Origin of the sequence: Streptomyces marincola (genome assembly GCF_020410765.1) — a bacterium.
Classification (GTDB): Bacteria; Actinomycetota; Actinomycetes; order Streptomycetales; family Streptomycetaceae; genus Streptomyces; species Streptomyces marincola.
The window spans coordinates 6,214,686-6,231,373 of the sequence record NZ_CP084541.1 but is presented as its reverse complement, the minus strand read 5'-3'; the positions used below and the strand labels follow the sequence as shown (position 1 = coordinate 6,231,373).

The window sequence follows — 16,688 nt, the reverse complement described above, 5'->3', positions numbered from 1 at the left end:
GCGCGCGGTGTGCCGGCGCCGCGCCGCGGGCAGTCTGCTCCCGCGCGTCCGGCGCGGGTCCGGGCGGACGGAACCGTGCGGGAGGCGGACGGTGGCATACCGCGGGCTGATCCTCGACTTCGCCGGGGTGCTGGCGACGGGCATCAGGGAGTCGATCCGGGACTGGTGCCTGGGCGAGAAGCTGGAGGCCGACGCGTGGCGGCACGCCCTGGAGACCGATCCGGCCGGCCGCCGGTCCTACCTGGACCTGGAGGCCGGGCGGCTGTCCCAGGCCGACTGGAACCGGCTGACCGCGCGGGCGCTCGGCCTGCCGGACGGCGAGAACCTCATGGGCAGGGCGTGGGCGCGGGTGCGGCCTGCCGCCGAGGTGATCGCGCTGGCCCGCGCGGCGCGCGAGGCCGGGATGACGGTGGCCATGCTGTCCAACTCCTTCGGCCTGGCCCCCTACGACCCGTACGCGCACGTCGGCGTGTGGGACCTGTTCGACGTCGCGGTGATCTCGGAGCGCGAGTTCGTGGCGAAGCCGGACCCGCGCATCTACCGCCTGACGCTGGAGCGCATGGGGCTGCCGGGCGAGGCGTGCGTGTTCGTCGACGACCGGCCCGAGAACCTGCCCCCGGCCGCCGCGCTCGGCATCACCACGGTGCACGCCACCGCGGACGGGGCCTGGCTCGCCGACCTGACGCGCCTGCTCGCGCTGCCGTCCGCCGCGGCGGACGGCGACGCGCCCGGAACCCGGCCGGACGGCGACGCGCCCTGAGCGCCGCGCGGGCCGCGCGGGTGCGGCGGCCCGCGCCCGCCACGGGAAAACCGCTGTCCCGCCCGCCCCCGCTCTGCCAGGCTGGCCGGCCATGACTTCCTACGAGTTGCTGCTGATCGGCGGTGGGGCGGGCGTCGGCAAGACGACGGTCGGCTGGGAGACGTCCGCGCTGTTGCAGGACAGGGGGACCGCCCACTGCCTGATCGAGGGCGACTTCATGGACCAGATCCACCCCGCGCCCGAAGGCGACCCGCACCGCGCCCTGATCACCGAGCGCAACACCGCCGCGATCTGGGCCAACTACGCCGCGCTCGGCCAGCGCCGCCTCATCTATACGAACACGGTGAGCATCCTCGACGAACCGATGGTCAGGCGGGCCATGGGAGGCGGCGGGACCAGGGCCACCCGCGTCCTGCTCACCGCCGAGGAGACGACCGTGCGGCAGCGGCTCGCCCGGCGGGAGATCGGGTCCCGGCTCGACGCCCACATCGAGCGGAGCCTGCGCATGGCCCGCGAGCTGAGCGAGCAGGCTCCCCCGGGAACCGTCCGCGTCCCGACCGACGGCCGCTCCGTCACGGACATCGCCCGCGACGTGCTGCGGGCGGCGGCCTGGTAGGGGCGGGCGGAACGCGCGGCGCGCGCCTCACCCGCCGGCGGGCCGCGCGGCAGGCGCCCCGGCGCCGCGGGGCGTGCGGGTGCGGTAGGAGTGGCCGAGCTCGGGGCCGAGCCCGAAGTAGTGGCGGAAGTTGTAGACGAGGGGGCTCCAGGCGGCGGGGTCGATGTGGTCGGTGCCGGGCACGACGATGCGGGCGTCGGCGTGCACCTTGCGCACGACGGCCTCGACGACGAGGAAGCCGCCGGAGCCGTCCGGACGCACCCGCTCGGCACGGGCCTCCAGCTGGATCGGGCACGCGGCGACGCGGGGCGGCCCGACCAGGTGGGAGGGCTCACCGGTCAGGCCGGCCGCGGCGAACTTGTCCGGCTCGTAGCGGCAGCCCTCCGGTTTGGTCGCGGGCACCGGGTACCGCCCGGTCAGCGCCGCCAGCCGCTCCACGGCAGGCCACTGGGCGGGGGACGGCAGGCTGATCACCAGCTCGGGCCGGCTCCCGAGGTTGTGCGCGGTCTGCCCGTCGCGGCCGAGCCCGATGACGACCGTCCGCGCGAGGGCCCATGCGGAGGACACGGGAGCCAGGTTGAACGAGCCGTCCTCGTTCTCCGTGGACAGGAGCACCACCGGCGTGCCGAAGTACAGGACGCCGGGCTCGATCTCCACGTGGGTGGGGCCTGCCGCGGCGGGCAGGGCGGTGGGATGTGCGGTGTGCATGGCGGGCAGCCTAGGTTCCGCTCGTTTCGGCGGCGGCCGAAGCGTCGTGGGCGACAATGGTGCGCATGGGAACGCGGCGCGCACACGGAGCCGGCCCCGATCTCGCCTCCGTGGCGAGATTGCTGGCCGACGGGACACGCGCGGGCTTCTGCATGGCCCTGCTCGACGGCCGGGCGTGGACGGCGAAGGAGCTGGCGCACCACGAGGGCGTGGCGCCCTCGACGGCGACCGAGCACTTGCACGCGCTCGTGCGCGGGAACCTGCTCACCGAGGAGCGCCAGGGCCGCCACCGCTACGTGCGGCTGGCCGGTCCGCACGTCGCCGAGCTGGTCGAGGGCCTGGCCGCGCTGGCACCCGAACGTCCCGCCGCCGCCCGCTCCCTGTCGGCGGCGAGCCGCCGGCGGGCCCTCGCCCACGCCCGCACCTGCTACGACCACCTGGCCGGGGCCCTCGGCGTCGCGATCACCGACGCGATGACCGAACGCCGGCTGCTCGACCCCGGGCACGGACTCGGCCTCACCCGCGCCGGCGCGGACTGGCTGAGGGAGCTGGGCGTCGTCGTCCCGGCGGGCACCCGCCGGCCGGCGGTGCGGTCCTGCCTCGACTGGACGGAGCGCCGCCCCCACCTGGCCGGAGCCGTGGGGGCCGCGCTGTGCGGGCACGCGTTCGACGCGGGCTGGATCACCCGCGTGGGCACCACGCGCGCCGTCGTCGTCACCCACGCCGGCCGGCGGGCGCTGCGCCGTCACCTCGGCCTGTCCGGCGGCCTGCTCGCGCCGGCGGAGGCGGTCTCCCCCGGCTCCGGCGCCGCGCCGGGCCGCGCCTGACGCGCGCCCCGGCCGGCGTTCCCGCCCGGTCCCCACCGTAGGGTGAGCGCATGACAAACGCACATACGGGCACGGGCGTTGCCCTGGTCACGGGCGCCTCACGCGGACTCGGCGCCGTCATCGCCCGGCGCCTGGCGGCCGACGGCTGGGCCGTGGCCGTGAACTACCGTTCCGGGGACGAGGCGGCCCGGCAGGTGGTCGAGGACATCCGCGCGGCCGGCGGCACGGCGGAGTCCTTCGGCGGCGACGTGACGGACGAGGCGGCCGTCGCCGCCCTGGTCGCCGAGGTCGGGGACCGCCTCGGCCCGCTCGGCGCCCTGATCCTCAACGCCACGGGGCCCCAGCCGATGATCGCCCCCGAGGAGCTGACCTGGCGGGACCACCTGGACCAGCTCGACTTCTTCGTGAAGAGCCCCACCCTGCTGGTGCGCGCGGCCCTGCCCGCGCTGCGCGAGCACGGCGCCGGCCGGATCGTCCAGATCGGCTCCGACGTCCTGGAGCGCGCGCTCCCCGAGATGGCCGCGTACACCGCGGCCAAGGCCGCGCAGCACAGCCTCACCGTCGGCTGGGCCCGCGCGTTCGGCCGGCACGGCATCACCGTCAACACCGTCGCCCCCGGCTGGATCCCGGTCGAGCGCCACGCCGGCACGTCCCCCGAGTCGTTCGCCTCCTACGCCGCCGAGGTGCCGCTCGGCCGCATGGGCACTCCTGAGGACGTCGCGGCCACCGTCGCCTTCCTCGCCTCGCCCGCCGCGGCGTTCATCACCGGAGAACGCGTCAAGGTCAACGGCGGCCACACGCTCGGCTGACGCCTGCCGTCCGGGCCGCCCGGGGCCCGGCGTCAGCGGTGGCTGTCGCTCGGCTCGTCCGCGCCGAAGACGATGGCGTCGAGGGCGCCGGCCGCCGACCGGTCGAGGATCAGCACCGACGCGCAGCCGGACGGCAGCCGTCCCGCCTCGACCTCGCTGAACAGCCGGGCCATGGCGCGCCTGTGCCGCGCGAACGCCCGCCCCGACACCGCCCGCCCCCGCTCGTACTGCCCCGCGAGCGCGGTGTCCGCGGAGACGTCGAGGAGCAGCAGGTGGTACGCGGTGCCGCGGCGCCTGGCGTCGCGGCCGAGCCAGTTACGCACCCATGAGGTCCTGCCGCAGTCGTGCACCAGCACGCTCACCGGGCCGCGCAGCGCCCGCCACAGCCGCGCGTAGTGGGCCACGCGGACCGCGGGGCGGTACACGGCGTACGGCAGCCGGTCCGGCAGCCTGCGCGCCCAGCTCTCCCTGACCTCCTGCGAGTCGATGAGGCGCACCGCGCCGCGCGCCCGCCGCATCAGGGTGGACTTGCCGCTGCCCGGCAGCCCGGAGACGATGACCCGCTCGCCGGGGCCGCGGGTGAGGAGGCGCGGCACGTCGACGGCGCCCCGCAGATCGAGGACACGGGGACCCGCGGGGTCTCCCGCGTCGCGCCCTGTCAGTTCCGGGCAGTGCGCCATGACGGAGTCCCCTTCTGGGCAGCGGCGCGCTTTCGCGCGGTGGCGCCCGGCCGTGGCGCGGCGACACGACGTGACCGCGAACTCCGAAACGTTAACCGGCGTGGGCGTTGGTCCGCAATGTCACCGAAGTCCCGGGCGGCGGCGCCGAGTCGACGCGGCGTCAGGCCGCGGCCACCCGGCGGCCGACGCGGTGCGCGAGCGCGAGCACGGTGAGGACCGGGTTCACTCCCCCGTTGGTCACGTGCAGGGACGCGTCGGCGACGTGCAGGTTGTCGTGCCCCCAGACCGTTCCCCACGGATCGGTGACGGAGTCGGCCGGGTCGGTGCCCATGCGGCAGGTGCCGGCCTGGTGCTGCCCGGCGGTCGGGCCGTGGGCCGGCGGCGCGCCGCGCCGGAACACCCGGGTGGCACCGGCCGCGGTCAGCCAGTCGGCGGCGCGGTCGGCGAGGAACGCGGCGGTCCGCGCGTCCTCGCGGTGCAGGCTGCCGGAGAGGCGGGCGACCGGCAGGCCGAACCGGTCCCTGGCCGCGGTCGAGACCGTGACCCGCAGGTCGGCCCGCGGAATCTCCTGCACCGGCCCCGTGACCAGGGCGAGCCGTGAATAGAGCGTGCGCATGCCCTCCTTGGCCGCGGCGCCCCACGCCGGGATCAGGCCGAGTCCGGTGAGGGCGGCGAAGGTCTGGAGCGGGGTGGGGACGAAGTCGTCGGCGAGCAGGCCCCCGCCGACGAGCCCGTCGTTGCGGTGGCGGTGGTCGTTGGTGGCTATGCCGGGGCCCGGTCCGACGCAGTCCTGCACCGGCTCGTCGAACAGGCCGAACGCCCCGGCGTAGACGTGCCCCTGGAGGTGCCGGCCGACCTGGTCGGTGTTGTTGCCCAGCCCGTTCGGCTCCCGCGCCGAGGCGCTGTTGAGGAGCAGCCGCGCCGTCTCGATCGCGCCGGCCGCCAGCACGACGTGGCCCGCGGCGACCTCGCGCCGCAGGACGCGCCCGCCGCGTTCCGTGGCGAGCGCGACGCCGGTGACGCGCCCGCGCGGCCCGCCGGTCGTCACCCGGACGGCCTGCGCGCCGGTCAGCACGTCGCAGCGGCCGGTGGCGACGGCGCGCGGGATGACCGTGTTGTGGGTGCCGTTCTTGTACTCGCCCTGGCACCCGAAGCCGACGCACGTCGCGCACCCCGTGCACGCGCCACGGCCGTCCCTGGGCACGGAGTTGATCAGCAGCGGCACCGGTGAGGTGGCGAGGCCCAGCCGCCGCGCGCCCGCGGCGAGCACGCGCGCGGTGCCGTTGGGGCGCACCGGCGGCATGGGGTAGCCGCGCGTGCGCGGCCCGGCGCAGGAGTCGCCCGCCGGGTCGCCGCTGACCCCGATCCCCCACTCGGCCCAGTCGTAGTCGGGTTCGAGATCGGCGTAGCCGATGGGCCAGTCGGCCAGGGAGCTGTCCTCGGGAACGCCGTAGGTGGTTGCCATCGTGAAGTCCTCGGCGCAGAACCGCCACGCCTGCGCCCCGTAGACGCGGGTGCCGCCGCCCGCGGTCATCGCGTTGTTGCCCCACCGCGGATCGGCGGGCCACACCACGCGGTCGCCCGAAGGCGCCGCGAACACGCGGGGGTTGCCGCGCGCGGGCGGCCCGGCCGGGGTGTCGTAGCCGCCGTCGACGCCGGGCGCGCCCCGCTGGTTGCGCAGGTGGTCGGGGATCAGTTCCTCGGGCGTCAGCCACGGGCCGCGCTCCACGAGCAGGACCCGCAGGCCGGCCTCGGCGAGCACGCAGGCCGCCACGCCCCCGCCCGCGCCCGAGCCGACGACCACGGCGTCGTAGCGGTCCGCGACGTCCGCCCAGTCGACGGTGGGCGGCGTTCCCGGCACGGGGGTGGGCGGCGTTCCCGGCGCGGGGCGGCCCGGGTCCTGCCGCGCCCGGTAGCCGACCATGCGCCAGGAGGCGCCGCCGCGGTTGCCGCCCGCGGCCGGGTCCCCGTAGTAGCCCTGGGCGCACAGGCGGATGACGGCCCGGACGAACGCGGCCGGGTCGGCGGGCTCCCAGGCCGCCCGCGGCCGGCCGGCCAGCAGGTCGGCGACGATGTCGTCCCGCGCGGCTTCGGGCAGTCCCGCGAAGGCCGCGCCGTCGTGCCTTGCCCCGGCCTCGGCGTCGAGGAGGGCGAGGCCGGCGTCGATCAGCGGGGCGTCCGCGCGTGCGTCCGCGGCCAGCATCCGCCGGAAGAAGCCGTCCGCGCCCGCCTGCCACGCGTCGGGGTGGCCGTCGCCGCCGGGGACGACGCGCTCCACAAGGGCGCGCAGGGTCTGCCGCGGTTCCATCCGTGCTCCTCGGTTCCGTGTCTCCTGGGCCCGCCACGCGCCGAGCCCAGGCGAGAATGCCAGGCCGCGGCGTTCCCGGGTAGGGGGTCGGGCCCGCGGACCGGCGCGGACCCGGCCGGTCCCGCGCATTGACAGCGGACGTGCCCTGCGGTCGAATCCGTCACTGGGAGCGCTCCCAAACGATCTGTGGGAGGCGAGGGACGACATGCAACTCCGCACTGCCGTCAGAGGGTTCACGGCCGCCGCGGCGGCCGGCGTGCTCGCGCTGCTCGGCGCGCCGCCGACGGCCGCCGCACCGGGCCCGGCGGCCCCGGCCGCCGCCGACGAGGCGGCCCCGCCGGTCCGCCAGGCCCCCGAGGTGTACGAGGCCGAGGACGGCGAACTCCAGGGCGTCACGGTGGCCTCCACCGCGCCCGGCTTCTCAGGCACCGGCTACGTGGAGGGGTTCGACGAGGCCGACGACCAGGTCACGGTCACGATCCCGGACAGCCCCGGCGGCCTGTACGAGCTGACCGTGCACTACCGCGGGCCCTACGGCCGCAAGAACGCCGTGCTCAGGCTCAACGGGGAGGGCATGGGCGAGGTGACCCTGCCCGAGACCACCGAGTTCTCCACCGCCCCGGCCGGCAAGGTCCTGCTCGAACCCGGGGACAACACCATCTCCGTCGTCAACGGCTGGGGCTGGTACGAGATCGACGCCCTCGCCCTGGCGCCCGTGCCGCCGCGCCCGCCGCACCAGGTGACGGGCGAACCGGTCAATCCGCACGCAACGCCGGAGGCCAGGGGGCTGCTGCGGTATCTCACCGACGGCTACGGCCGCCGCATCCTCAGCGGGCAGCAGGACATGTCCGGGATCGCGTGGCTGGAGGAGAACATCGGCAGGACGCCCGCCGTCGCCGGCCTCGACATGATGGACTACTCGCCGAGCCGCGTGGAGCGCGGCACCTCCTCGCAGGAGGTGGAGAACGCGCTGGCCTGGGACGAGCGCGGCGGCATCACCACCTTCGTGTGGCACTGGAACGCGCCGGCCGGCCTGATCGACGAGCCGGGCCGCGAGTGGTGGCGCGGCTTCTACACCGACGCGACGACGTTCGACCTGGCGGCGGCGCTCGCCGACCCCGCGTCCGAGGAGTACGCGCTGCTGCTGCGGGACATCGACGCCATCGCCGCCGAGCTGACCCGGCTGCGGGACGCCGGGGTGCCGGTGCTGTGGCGCCCGCTGCACGAGGCCGAGGGCGGCTGGTTCTGGTGGGGCGCCAAGGGCCCCGAGCCCGCCAAGGAGCTGTGGCGGCTGATGCACCAGCGGATGACCGAGGTGCACGAGCTGCACAACCTGCTGTGGGTGTGGAACTCCGTCGACCCGGCCTGGTACCCGGGCGACGACGTGGTGGACATCGTGAGCGCCGACTCCTACCCGCCGGCCGGCGACCACGGCCCGGTCAGCGGCACGTACGACCGGCTGGTCGAGCTGGGGCAGGACGCCAAGCTCGTGGCGCTCACCGAGGTCGGCTCGATCCCCGACCCCGACCTGCTTGAGGCGTACCGGGCCGACTGGGCGTGGTTCGTCACCTGGTCGGGCGACTTCCTGACCGACGGCGTCAGCAACCCGCGCGCGCACCTCGAACACGTCTACCACCACCCGCGGGTCGTCACCCTCGACGAGCTGGGCGACTTCAAGGAGCACGGCGGCTGCACCGCGACCCACCGGGTGGTCACGAAGTGGGGCACGGGGCACCACGTGGAGGTCACCGTGCGCAACACGGGCACCGCGCCGCTCTCCGGCTGGGAGGTGTCCTGGCCGGCGCCGGCCGGGGAGACCGTGCGGCACGTGTGGAACGCGCGGCTGACCACCGCCGGCGACCGCGTCCGCGCCACGGCGCAGGACTGGAACGGCGACCTGCCGCCCGGCGGTGGGACGACGTTCGGCTACCTGGGCGGCGGAACGCTGCCCGACAGCCTCGCGCCGGCGCCGAGCTGCGCCGCCGCCGGAGGCTGACCCGCGGGCCCGGGGGCGCGCGGGGGCCTCAGTCCTCCCGCGCGCTCCCGGGCAGCCGGATCGCGACGCGGCCGTCGGTCACGCGCGTCTCGAACACCGGCTGGGGCGCCGTCGCCGGGCCCTGGACGTGCCAGCCGTCGGAGAGCCTGAACACGCTGCCGTGCCAGGGGCAGCGCACGCAGCCGTCGGAGATGTCGCCTGCCGACAGCGGGCCCGCCTGGTGGCTGCACCGGTCGGCCAGCGCGCGGACCGCGCCGCCCGGCTCGCGCACCACGAGCACGGCGACGTCCTCGACGGTGCGCCGCACCGGCTCGCCCACGGGGAACTCGCCGAGGTCGCCCAGCGCGTGCCAGCCGGGCTGGACGAGGGCGGGCACCTGCTCGGCGTGGTTGACGCCCGCGGCCTGCCGGTAGGCGAGGTGCCCGCCGATGGCGCCGCCGACCCCGACCACGACCAGCCCGGCGAAGCCGAGGCCGCGGCCCGCGACCCGCCGGCCGCGCAGGCGGGCGGCGAGCGAGGCGCCGTAGAGGGCGACCGCGGCCGAGTTGGCCGCCGCGTGCACCAGGCCCACGCGGGCCTGCGGCTTGCGCAGGTCGGCCCAGTCGGCCCAGCCGGCCACGGCCGCGGGAGCCGCCGCGGCCAGGCCGACGGCGACCAGGACCCCGGCGCCGCGGCGGCGGCCCGGCGCCAGGTCGAGGACGGCGGCCGACAGCCACGTGCCGATGGGCACCTGCACCAGGATCGGGTGCACGGGGTGGCCGAGCCACGTGCCGTGCAGGATGTCGCGGGCGCCGGAGGGGATCGTGCGCACCACCGCGCGCAGCGCGCCGATCAACGGGTCGGCGGCTCCGGCGGACTCCACCCGGTCCATGGCGGCCAGCACCCGGCCGGGCCGCGTGCGGTCCGGCAGCAGCGAACGGGCGGCGGCCGTGCCGTTCGGCAGTCTCTGCAAGAAGGCCATGCCGCCGACTTCCCCGCCTCAAGGACCCGAAACCGCGGGGCGGTGCGCCACGCCGCGCGCGCTGGCAGAATGCACCGCATGGAGCAACGCGTTCTCGGTCCATCGGGTCGGCAGGTCTCGGTCGTCGGCCTCGGCACGTGGCAGCTCGGCGCCGACTGGGGCGAGGTGGACGAGCCGCGCGCGAGGGCCGTGCTCGACGCGGCGGCGGACGCGGGCGTGACGTTCTTCGACACCGCGGACGTCTACGGGGACGGCCGCAGCGAGCGGCTGATCGGCGCGTTCCTGCGGGCCAGGCCGGACGCGGGGATCACGGTGGCCACCAAGATGGGGCGCCGGGTGGCGCAGCTGCCGGAGCACTACGTGCTGGACAACTTCCGGGCCTGGACGGACCGCTCGCGCGCCAACCTGGGGGTGGAGACCCTCGACCTGGTGCAGCTGCACTGCCCGCCGACCCCCGTGGTCTCCTCCGACGCGGTGTTCGACGCGCTGGACACGCTGGTCGACGAGGGGCGCGTCGCGGGCTACGGCGTGAGCGTCGAGACCTGCGACGAGGCGCTGACCGCCATCGCCAGGCCGGGCGTGGTGAGCGTCCAGATCATCCTGAACCCGTTCCGGCTCAAGCCGCTGGAGCGGGTGCTGCCCGCGGCCGGGGCGGCGGGGGTGGGCGTGATCGCGCGCGTGCCGCTGGCGTCGGGCCTGCTCTCGGGCCGCTACACGGCGGCGACGGTCTTCGCCGATGACGACCACCGCGCGTTCAACCGGAACGGCGAGGCGTTCGACCGGGGCGAGACCTTCTCGGGCGTCGACTACGCCACCGGTCTCACCGCCGCCGCCGAGTTCGCCGGCCTCGCGGCCGAGGGCGCCACTCCGGCGCAGACGGCCCTGCGGTGGGTGATCCAGCAGCCGGGGGTCACCACCGTGATCCCGGGGGCGCGCGACCCCGAGCAGGTGAGGGCGAACGCGGCGGCGGCCCACCTGCCGCCGCTGCCCGAGGACACGCTCGCTGCCGTCCGGGCCCTGTACGACGAACGGATCCGCCCGCGGGTGCACGCGCTCTGGTGACGGCCGCCGCGGGCGGGCGCCGCGCCCGGGCGGGGCGTGTCAGACCTTCCGCTTGAAGACGCGCACCGACAGCGGCGCGAAGACCGCGGTGATGGCGATCGCCCAGGCCAGGGACGTGAGCACCGGCGTGGCCACCTCGCCGCCGAGCATCAGCCCGCGGCTCGCCTCGGCCAGGGAGCTGACCGGGTTGACGTCGACGAAGCCCTGGAGCCAGCTGGGCATGGAGTCGGCGGGCACGAACACGTTGCTGACGAACGTGAGCGGGAACAGCGAGGTGAAGCCGAAGATCTGCACCCGCTCGGCGTCCTTGGCCAGCAGCCCCACCAGGACGGCGACCCACGAGAACGCGAGGGCGAACACCAGGAGCAGGGCCGCGGCGGCGATGAGTCCCGGGACCCCGGGGTCCCCGAGGCGGAAGCCGAGGATGAAGCCGACCGCGAGGACGAGGACGATCGACCAGGTCTGCTTGACCTGGTCGGCGGCGATGCGGCCGGCCAGCGGGGCCCAGCGGGCGATGGGCAGGGAGCGCAGGCGGTCGAAGACGCCCTGGGCGAGGTCGGTGTTGAGGCCCTGCCCGACGTAGAGGGTGACGAACAGCATGTTCATCACCAGGAGTCCCGGCAGCATGAACGTCAGGTACTTGTCGGTCGAGCCGGCGATGGCGCCGCCGAACACGTAGGTGAAGAGCAGGACGAACATCACCGGCTGGATGCTGAAGTCGGTCAGTTCGAAGGGGTTGTGCCTGACCTGCACGAGTGTGCGCCAGGCCAGGGTCAGGCTCTGCCTGACGCCCTGGGCGAGGGTGACCCGCGGGGCCAGGTCGGCCTCGCGGCCCGTGCGCTCCGTGGTGCCCTCCCCGGCCTCCGGCGGGGGGCTCACGACCGGCCCCCGTCCCCGTTGCCCTCCGGGGCGCCATCCGTTGCATCGGCAGCGTCCGTTTCGTGCGTTTCATCCGTGTCGTGCGTGTCGTCGGCCTCGTCCGCCGGGCGGCCCGTGAGGGTGAGGAAGACCTCGCGGAGGCTCGATCCCCGCAGGGCCAGCTCGGCCAGCCGCACCCCTGCGTCGTCGAGGCGGCGCACGACGGACGGCATGACGGCGGGGTCGCCGACCGGCGCGGTGACCAGGTCTCCGCTGATGTCAGGGCGGTTCCCGGTCAGTTCGGCGACCGCCGCGCGGACGTCCTCGACGCGGGCCGGGTCGGCGGGCCTGACGGCGAGCGTGCGGCCACCGACCCTGGACTTGAGTTCCTCGGGCGTCCCGGTCGCGATCACCTCGCCGTGGTCGATGACCACGACGTGGTCGGCCAGCGCGTCGGCCTCGTCGAGGTACTGGGTGGTGAGCAGGGCGGTGGCGCCGGTGCCCACCAGGCGCCTGATGAGGTCCCACAGCTCGGTGCGGGCGCGCGGGTCGAGCCCCGTGGTGGGCTCGTCGAGGAAGAGGACGGGCGGGCGGCCGACGAGGCTGGCGGCCAGGTCGAGCCGGCGGCGCATGCCGCCGGAGAACGTGCCGACCGCGCGCCCGCCCGCGTCCGCGAGGCCGAACCGGTCGAGCAGTTCGTCGGCGCGGCTCCTGGCCTCGCGGCGCGGCATGCCGAGCAGGCGGCCGATGAGCAGCAGGTTCTCCGTGCCGGTGAGGTGTTCGTCGACCGAGGCGTACTGGCCGGTGAGCCCGATCAGCTGCCGCACCCGGTGGGCGTCGCGCAGGACGTCGTGGCCGCCGACCTCGGCCCGGCCCGCGTCGGGGCGCAGCAGCGTGGCCAGGACGCGGACGACGGTCGTCTTGCCCGCGCCGTTGGGGCCGAGCAGGCCGAGGACGCTTCCCGCCGGAACCCGCAGGTCGACGCCGGCCAGCGCGGTCGTCGTGCCGAAGCACTTGAGCAGCCCTTCCACCCTGATGGCGTCGCCCATGGTCCCGGCTCCTTCCCGGTCGGTCCCCTCCCGGCCACTATCCGGGCCGCGGGCGCGGGCCGCGACCGCAAGGGCGCGTCGCCCGGGGTCAGGTCACGTCGGTCGCGGCGGCTGCCGCGCGGGGCCTGAGGATGTTCTCTATGTAATCCTCCGCCGCGCTGGCCAGGCCGACGTCGCGCTGCGCGCGCTCGGAGAGGTACCACCGGTGTTCGAGGAGTTCGTGGTAGATCTGCGCGGTGTCGGCCTCGCCGCGCAGCTCGAACGGCACGGCGCGGACGGCGGGCCTGAAGACGTCGCGCACCCACCGGTGGGCCAGCACCTCGGGCCGGGCGCCGAGCGGGTCGCCCGGCGCGTAGTCCTCCTGGGTGGCCATCCAGGTCTCCAGGTCGTTGAGCAGGCTCCTGGCCTGGTTCTCCTCGGCGTCCAGGCCCGTCAGGCGCAGCAGCTGCCGCTGGTGGTGGCCCGCGTCGACGACCTTGGGGAGGAACGTGACGTGGTCGCCGTCGGGCGAACGCTGGATCTGCATCTCCGCGACGTCGAAGCCGAGGTCGTTCAGCCGGCGGATGCGGCGGTCGATGTAGTGCCGCTTGTCCCTGGGGTAGATGGAGGTGCGGGTCAGCTCGTGCCACAGGTCGCCGTAGCGCTGCACGATCTCCTGCCCGAACGGCACCGGGTCGACGGCCGGGTGCAGGGAGCCGCCCGCCTCCAGGTCCATCAGCTCGCCGACGATGTTGACCTGGGCCACTTCGAGGTCGTAGTCGCGCTGGCCGCGGGTGAGCCGCGGCTGGATCTGCCCGGTCTCGGCGTCCACGAGGTAGGCGGCGTAGGCCCCGGCGTCGCGGCGGAAGAGCGTGTTGGACAGCGAGCAGTCGCCCCAGGCGAAGCCGCTGAGGTGCAGGCGGACCAGGAGCACGGCGAGCGCGTCGAGGAGCCGTTTGATGGTGGTGGGGCGCATCGTCGTCTCGAACATCGACCGGTAGGGCAGCGAGCCCTTCAGCTGCCGGGTGATGAGGACCGGCTCCAGTGGCTCGCCGTCCGCGCCGGTCCTGCCGGTGACCACCGCGACGGGGTCGACCGAGGGCACCGCGAGGCGGTCGAGGTCGCGCAGCAGCGCGTACTCGCGCACGGCCGCCCACTCGCCGACCTCCTTGACGGCGACGACCTCGCTGCCGGCCCGGGCGAAGCGCACCACGTGCCGCGAGATGCCGCGGGGCAGGGCGACGAGGTGCTTCTCCGGCCACTCGGCCAGCGGGACGTCCCACGGAAGGTCGAGGAGCGTGGCGGGGTGCGCGGGGTCGGTGGCGGTGATCTGCAACTCCATGGGTCCAGTCTGCGCCAGAAGGGCCGCGGACAGGCGTGCGGGCGCGGTGCGGCGGCCCCGGGAGTCCCGGGGCGCCGGGTGCGGGCGGCGGGCGGCCCGTGAGGCCGCCCGCCGTGCCCGACCCGGTCAGCGCTCGCGGAAGGCGCGGGTCGCCGACTCCTTCACGTTGTCCGCGGCCCGGCGCGCCGCCTCGGTGCCGTCGTCCTTGAGGTGCCTGGCGGAGGCGGTCGCGGCGTCCCTGACCGGTCCTGACCGCTCGGAGATGCGGGCCGCCGCCTGCTGCTCCGGCCTGCTGGCCGGGGCGAGCGAGGCCGCCATGAGCCCGGCGCCGAAGGCGATCGCCCCGGCGGCCAGCGGGTTGCCCCGCGTGCCGGACGCGGCGCGGCCCGGCGCGCGGCCCAGGCTCTCACCCGCGTGCGACGCGGCGTCGCGGGTGCCGCGCGCCGCGTTCCTGCCGCGGCCGCCGGCCTCCTCCGCGCCGTGCGCCGCGGTGCCCGAGACCCGCTCGCGCAGGCCGGAGGCGGCGCCGCGCACGCGTTCGGTGCGGCGGTGCGCCATGCGGCGCGGGCTGGCGCGGTCGGCGAGCCGGTCGAGGTCGTCGGCCAGCTTGGTCCTGGTGGCCTCGATGTCGGCCCTTATGCGGTCGGGTGACGCGCCCATCGTGCGTCCTCCTTCAGCGTCTCGACGGTCTGTTTCGGGGTGGCGGACAGGCGCCGCATGCGGGCGCGCCCGGCGATGAACAGGGCGGCGCCCACGATCGCCCACAGGCCCGCGGTGATGAGGCCGGCCCAGCCGGCGTCGAGCACGTTGGCCAGGCCGAACATGAGGGCGAGCGACAGGAAGAAGGCGACCATGTAGCCGGCGAAGCCGGCGCCCCCGAACATGCCGGCCGCCTTCCCCGCCCGGCCGACCTCCTGCCGGACCTCGGCCTTGGCCAGTTCGACCTCCTGGCGCACGAGGTGCTGGGCGTCGGTGGTGATCTCGGAGATCATCCGGCCGACGGAGCCGTTCTGCTCGCCTCCGGTGCGGGTCGCTCCGGGCTGCCGTGATGTGGTGGCCATGTCAGACCTCCGGTTCACGGGTGTCGCCCTGCGCGTCGCCGTCGCCCTCGGCGCGGCCCGCCCTGACCAGGCGGCCGATCGCCAGGCCGGCGAGCGCGGCGCCGCCGAGGAACGCGGCCGGGCGGCGGCGGGCGAAGCCCTGGACGTCCTCGACGAGGCCGGAGAAGCCGTGCGCGTCGAGGTAGTCGGCGGCCCGGTGGCCCTGGTCGGCGGCCTGGGCCACGAGGTTCTTCGCCTGCGATTCGGCCGGGGCATTGGCCGCGAGGCCCGCGAGGTCGTCCGCCCACTGGCGCACGGCGTCGGCGGTGCGGTGGGTCTGGCTGTCCGCCTCGTCCGCCGCCCGGCCGCGCAGGTCGTGCGCCGTGTGGCGCGCCTCGTCCCTGGCCCGGTCGGTGACGGCTCTGGTCTGCTCCCGCGCGGTGTCGGCGAAGCCCCGGGACCCGTCAGGGGGCCGTCCGGCACTCCTCGTGTCCGCGTACGCAGCTTCGGTCATGGGTCTCTCCTCCTGCGGGATGCGGGTTGTGCCTCCCTCTTCCGGCACCGGGTTACCACCGCAAACCAAGCGAAAACCCAACGAATCAAATGAAAGCGGACCATATGCGCTGAACCCCGCGCGCGCCCCGGCCGGCCCCGCCGCCCCTGGGGTGCACCGCGGCCCCCGCGGTCACAGAATGGACGGGGCGTTCGCCGGCCGGCGGCTTCCGCGCCGCCAGGCCCGGCTCGTTACCCTGGCCCGGCACCGCGGCGCGGCGTGCCCGCCGGGCCCCGGCGTCCGAAGGAGCCGACCAAGGAGGAGCAGTGGCCCACGCGCCCACCCATACGCTCAACGACTCGCACGCCCTGCCCGCGTTCGGGTTCGGCACCTACCCGCTGGACGACGCGGCGGCGGAACGGGCCGTCGTGGACGCGCTCGGCCTGGGCTACCGGCTGATCGACACCGCGGTGAACTACGGCAACGAGAAGGGCGTGGGCCGCGGGATCGCCGCCTCCGGCGTCCCCCGTGAGGAGATCACCGTCACCACCAAGCTGCCGGGCCGCCACCACGGCTACGCCGAGACGCTGAGCTCGTTCGAGGAGTCGAGGGCGCGGCTGGGCGTCGACCGCGTCGACCTGTACCTCATCCACTGGCCGCTGCCCCGCGTGGACGCCTACGTCGACTCGTGGCGCGCGATGGTCAAGCTGCGCGACGACGGCCTGGTGCGCTCCATCGGGGTCTCCAACTTCACCCCCGCGCACATCGAGCGCATCGCCGAGGCGACGGGCGTGCCGCCCGCGGTGAACCAGATCGAGCTGCACCCCCTGTTCCCGCAGGAGGAGGCCCGCGCCTACCACGCGGCGCACGGCATCGTCACCGAGAGCTGGAGCCCGCTCGGCCGGCGCAGCACGCTGCTGAGCGACCCTGGCATCGAGCGGCTCGCGCGGGCGCACGGCGTCACGCCCGCGCAGATCGTGCTGCGCTGGCACATCCAGCTCGGTCTTGTGCCCATTCCCAAGTCGGGCGACCCGGAGCGGCAGCGGACGAACGCCGACGTGTTCGGCTTCGCGCTCGACGAGGCGGAGATGGCGGCCGTCACGGACCGGCCGCACCGGCGGCTCGGGGGCGACCCGGAGCGGCACGAGGAGTTCTGACGCCCCGTCGGACACGCTCGGAATGCTTGCTTCCGCCGTGCGG

At 75.7% G+C, this 16,688-nt stretch carries 17 protein-coding genes; 7 read left to right on the top strand and 10 right to left on the bottom strand.

Translation table 11 applies throughout. The annotated features are described in order from the left end of the window. Positions 1-91: 91 nt before the first annotated feature. Together LC193_RS27525 and LC193_RS27520 are read left to right on the top strand one after the other, a co-directional pair. Positions 92-760 (top strand): HAD family hydrolase, encoded by a 669-nt coding sequence (locus LC193_RS27525; RefSeq protein WP_226078079.1) that lies wholly within the window; start codon positions 92-94, stop codon positions 758-760. Positions 761-851: 91 nt separating this feature from the next. Beyond that, positions 852-1,376 carry a hypothetical protein gene (locus LC193_RS27520; RefSeq protein WP_226078078.1) on the top strand — a complete coding sequence of 175 codons (525 nt, stop codon included), beginning with the start codon at positions 852-854 and terminating at the stop codon, positions 1,374-1,376. A gap of 27 nt (positions 1,377-1,403) precedes the next feature. Here the strand turns inward: LC193_RS27520 and LC193_RS27515 are convergent, their stop codons facing one another. Next, a complete protein-coding gene (locus tag LC193_RS27515; protein WP_226078077.1) occupies positions 1,404-2,084 on the bottom strand; it encodes a flavin reductase family protein in 681 nt (226 codons plus the stop codon). A gap of 65 nt (positions 2,085-2,149) precedes the next feature. On the opposite strand from LC193_RS27515, the gene LC193_RS27510 reads away from it, so the two are divergent. Together LC193_RS27510 and LC193_RS27505 are read left to right on the top strand one after the other, a co-directional pair. Beyond that, positions 2,150-2,911, top strand: coding sequence for an ArsR/SmtB family transcription factor (locus LC193_RS27510; protein WP_404819498.1), 762 nt, complete (start codon positions 2,150-2,152; stop codon positions 2,909-2,911). A gap of 50 nt (positions 2,912-2,961) precedes the next feature. After that, the gene (locus LC193_RS27505; protein WP_226078075.1) at positions 2,962-3,720 is read left to right on the top strand and encodes an SDR family oxidoreductase; all 759 of its coding nucleotides are present in this window, start codon (positions 2,962-2,964) and stop codon (positions 3,718-3,720) included. Between the two features lie 32 nt (positions 3,721-3,752). On the opposite strand, the gene LC193_RS27500 is transcribed toward LC193_RS27505, so the two are convergent. Further along, the gene (locus tag LC193_RS27500; protein ID WP_226078074.1) at positions 3,753-4,400 is read right to left on the bottom strand and encodes an ATP-binding protein; all 648 of its coding nucleotides are present in this window, start codon (positions 4,398-4,400) and stop codon (positions 3,753-3,755) included. Between the two features lie 160 nt (positions 4,401-4,560). Continuing rightward, positions 4,561-6,708: a GMC family oxidoreductase gene (locus LC193_RS27495; protein WP_226078073.1), complete on the bottom strand. Its 2,148-nt coding sequence runs from the start codon at positions 6,706-6,708 to the stop codon at positions 4,561-4,563. Positions 6,709-6,913: 205 nt separating this feature from the next. On the opposite strand from LC193_RS27495, the gene LC193_RS27490 reads away from it, so the two are divergent. Then, complete coding sequence (locus tag LC193_RS27490; protein ID WP_226078072.1) at positions 6,914-8,704, top strand: glycosyl hydrolase; 1,791 nt, start codon at positions 6,914-6,916, stop codon at positions 8,702-8,704. A gap of 28 nt (positions 8,705-8,732) precedes the next feature. On the opposite strand, the gene LC193_RS27485 is transcribed toward LC193_RS27490, so the two are convergent. Then, on the bottom strand, positions 8,733-9,575 hold the full coding sequence (locus LC193_RS27485) for a Rieske 2Fe-2S domain-containing protein (RefSeq protein ID WP_226078902.1): 843 nt from the start codon (positions 9,573-9,575) through the stop codon (positions 8,733-8,735). 159 nt (positions 9,576-9,734) lie between these two features. Here LC193_RS27485 and LC193_RS27480 point away from each other — a divergent pair, with 159 nt between their 5' ends. Beyond that, entirely contained in the window at positions 9,735-10,727 is a 993-nt protein-coding gene (locus tag LC193_RS27480) for an aldo/keto reductase (protein WP_226078071.1), read from the top strand. A gap of 39 nt (positions 10,728-10,766) precedes the next feature. Here LC193_RS27480 and LC193_RS27475 read toward each other — a convergent pair whose 3' ends face one another. From LC193_RS27475 to LC193_RS27450, 6 genes are all read right to left on the bottom strand, one after another. Next, positions 10,767-11,606, bottom strand: coding sequence for an ABC transporter permease (locus LC193_RS27475; RefSeq protein ID WP_226078070.1), 840 nt, complete (start codon positions 11,604-11,606; stop codon positions 10,767-10,769). Then, on the bottom strand, positions 11,603-12,634 hold the full coding sequence (locus LC193_RS27470) for an ATP-binding cassette domain-containing protein (protein ID WP_226078069.1): 1,032 nt from the start codon (positions 12,632-12,634) through the stop codon (positions 11,603-11,605). The genes LC193_RS27475 and LC193_RS27470 overlap by 4 nt, the downstream gene beginning before the upstream one ends. 88 nt (positions 12,635-12,722) lie before the next feature. Continuing rightward, positions 12,723-13,955: a DUF4032 domain-containing protein gene (locus tag LC193_RS27465; protein WP_226078068.1), complete on the bottom strand. Its 1,233-nt coding sequence runs from the start codon at positions 13,953-13,955 to the stop codon at positions 12,723-12,725. Positions 13,956-14,081: 126 nt separating this feature from the next. Beyond that, a complete protein-coding gene (locus tag LC193_RS27460; RefSeq protein ID WP_226078067.1) occupies positions 14,082-14,615 on the bottom strand; it encodes a DUF3618 domain-containing protein in 534 nt (177 codons plus the stop codon). Beyond that, on the bottom strand, positions 14,591-15,016 hold the full coding sequence (locus LC193_RS27455; protein WP_226078066.1) for a phage holin family protein: 426 nt from the start codon (positions 15,014-15,016) through the stop codon (positions 14,591-14,593). The genes LC193_RS27460 and LC193_RS27455 overlap by 25 nt, the downstream gene beginning before the upstream one ends. Position 15,017: 1 nt before the next feature. Beyond that, entirely contained in the window at positions 15,018-15,509 is a 492-nt protein-coding gene (locus tag LC193_RS27450) for a hypothetical protein (protein ID WP_226078065.1), read from the bottom strand. A 305-nt stretch (positions 15,510-15,814) separates the two neighbouring features. Between LC193_RS27450 and LC193_RS27445 the strand changes: the two genes are divergently transcribed. After that, positions 15,815-16,645, top strand: a complete 831-nt coding sequence (locus LC193_RS27445; protein WP_226078064.1) for an aldo/keto reductase — start codon at positions 15,815-15,817, stop codon at positions 16,643-16,645. The last annotated feature ends 43 nt before the right edge of the window (positions 16,646-16,688 follow it).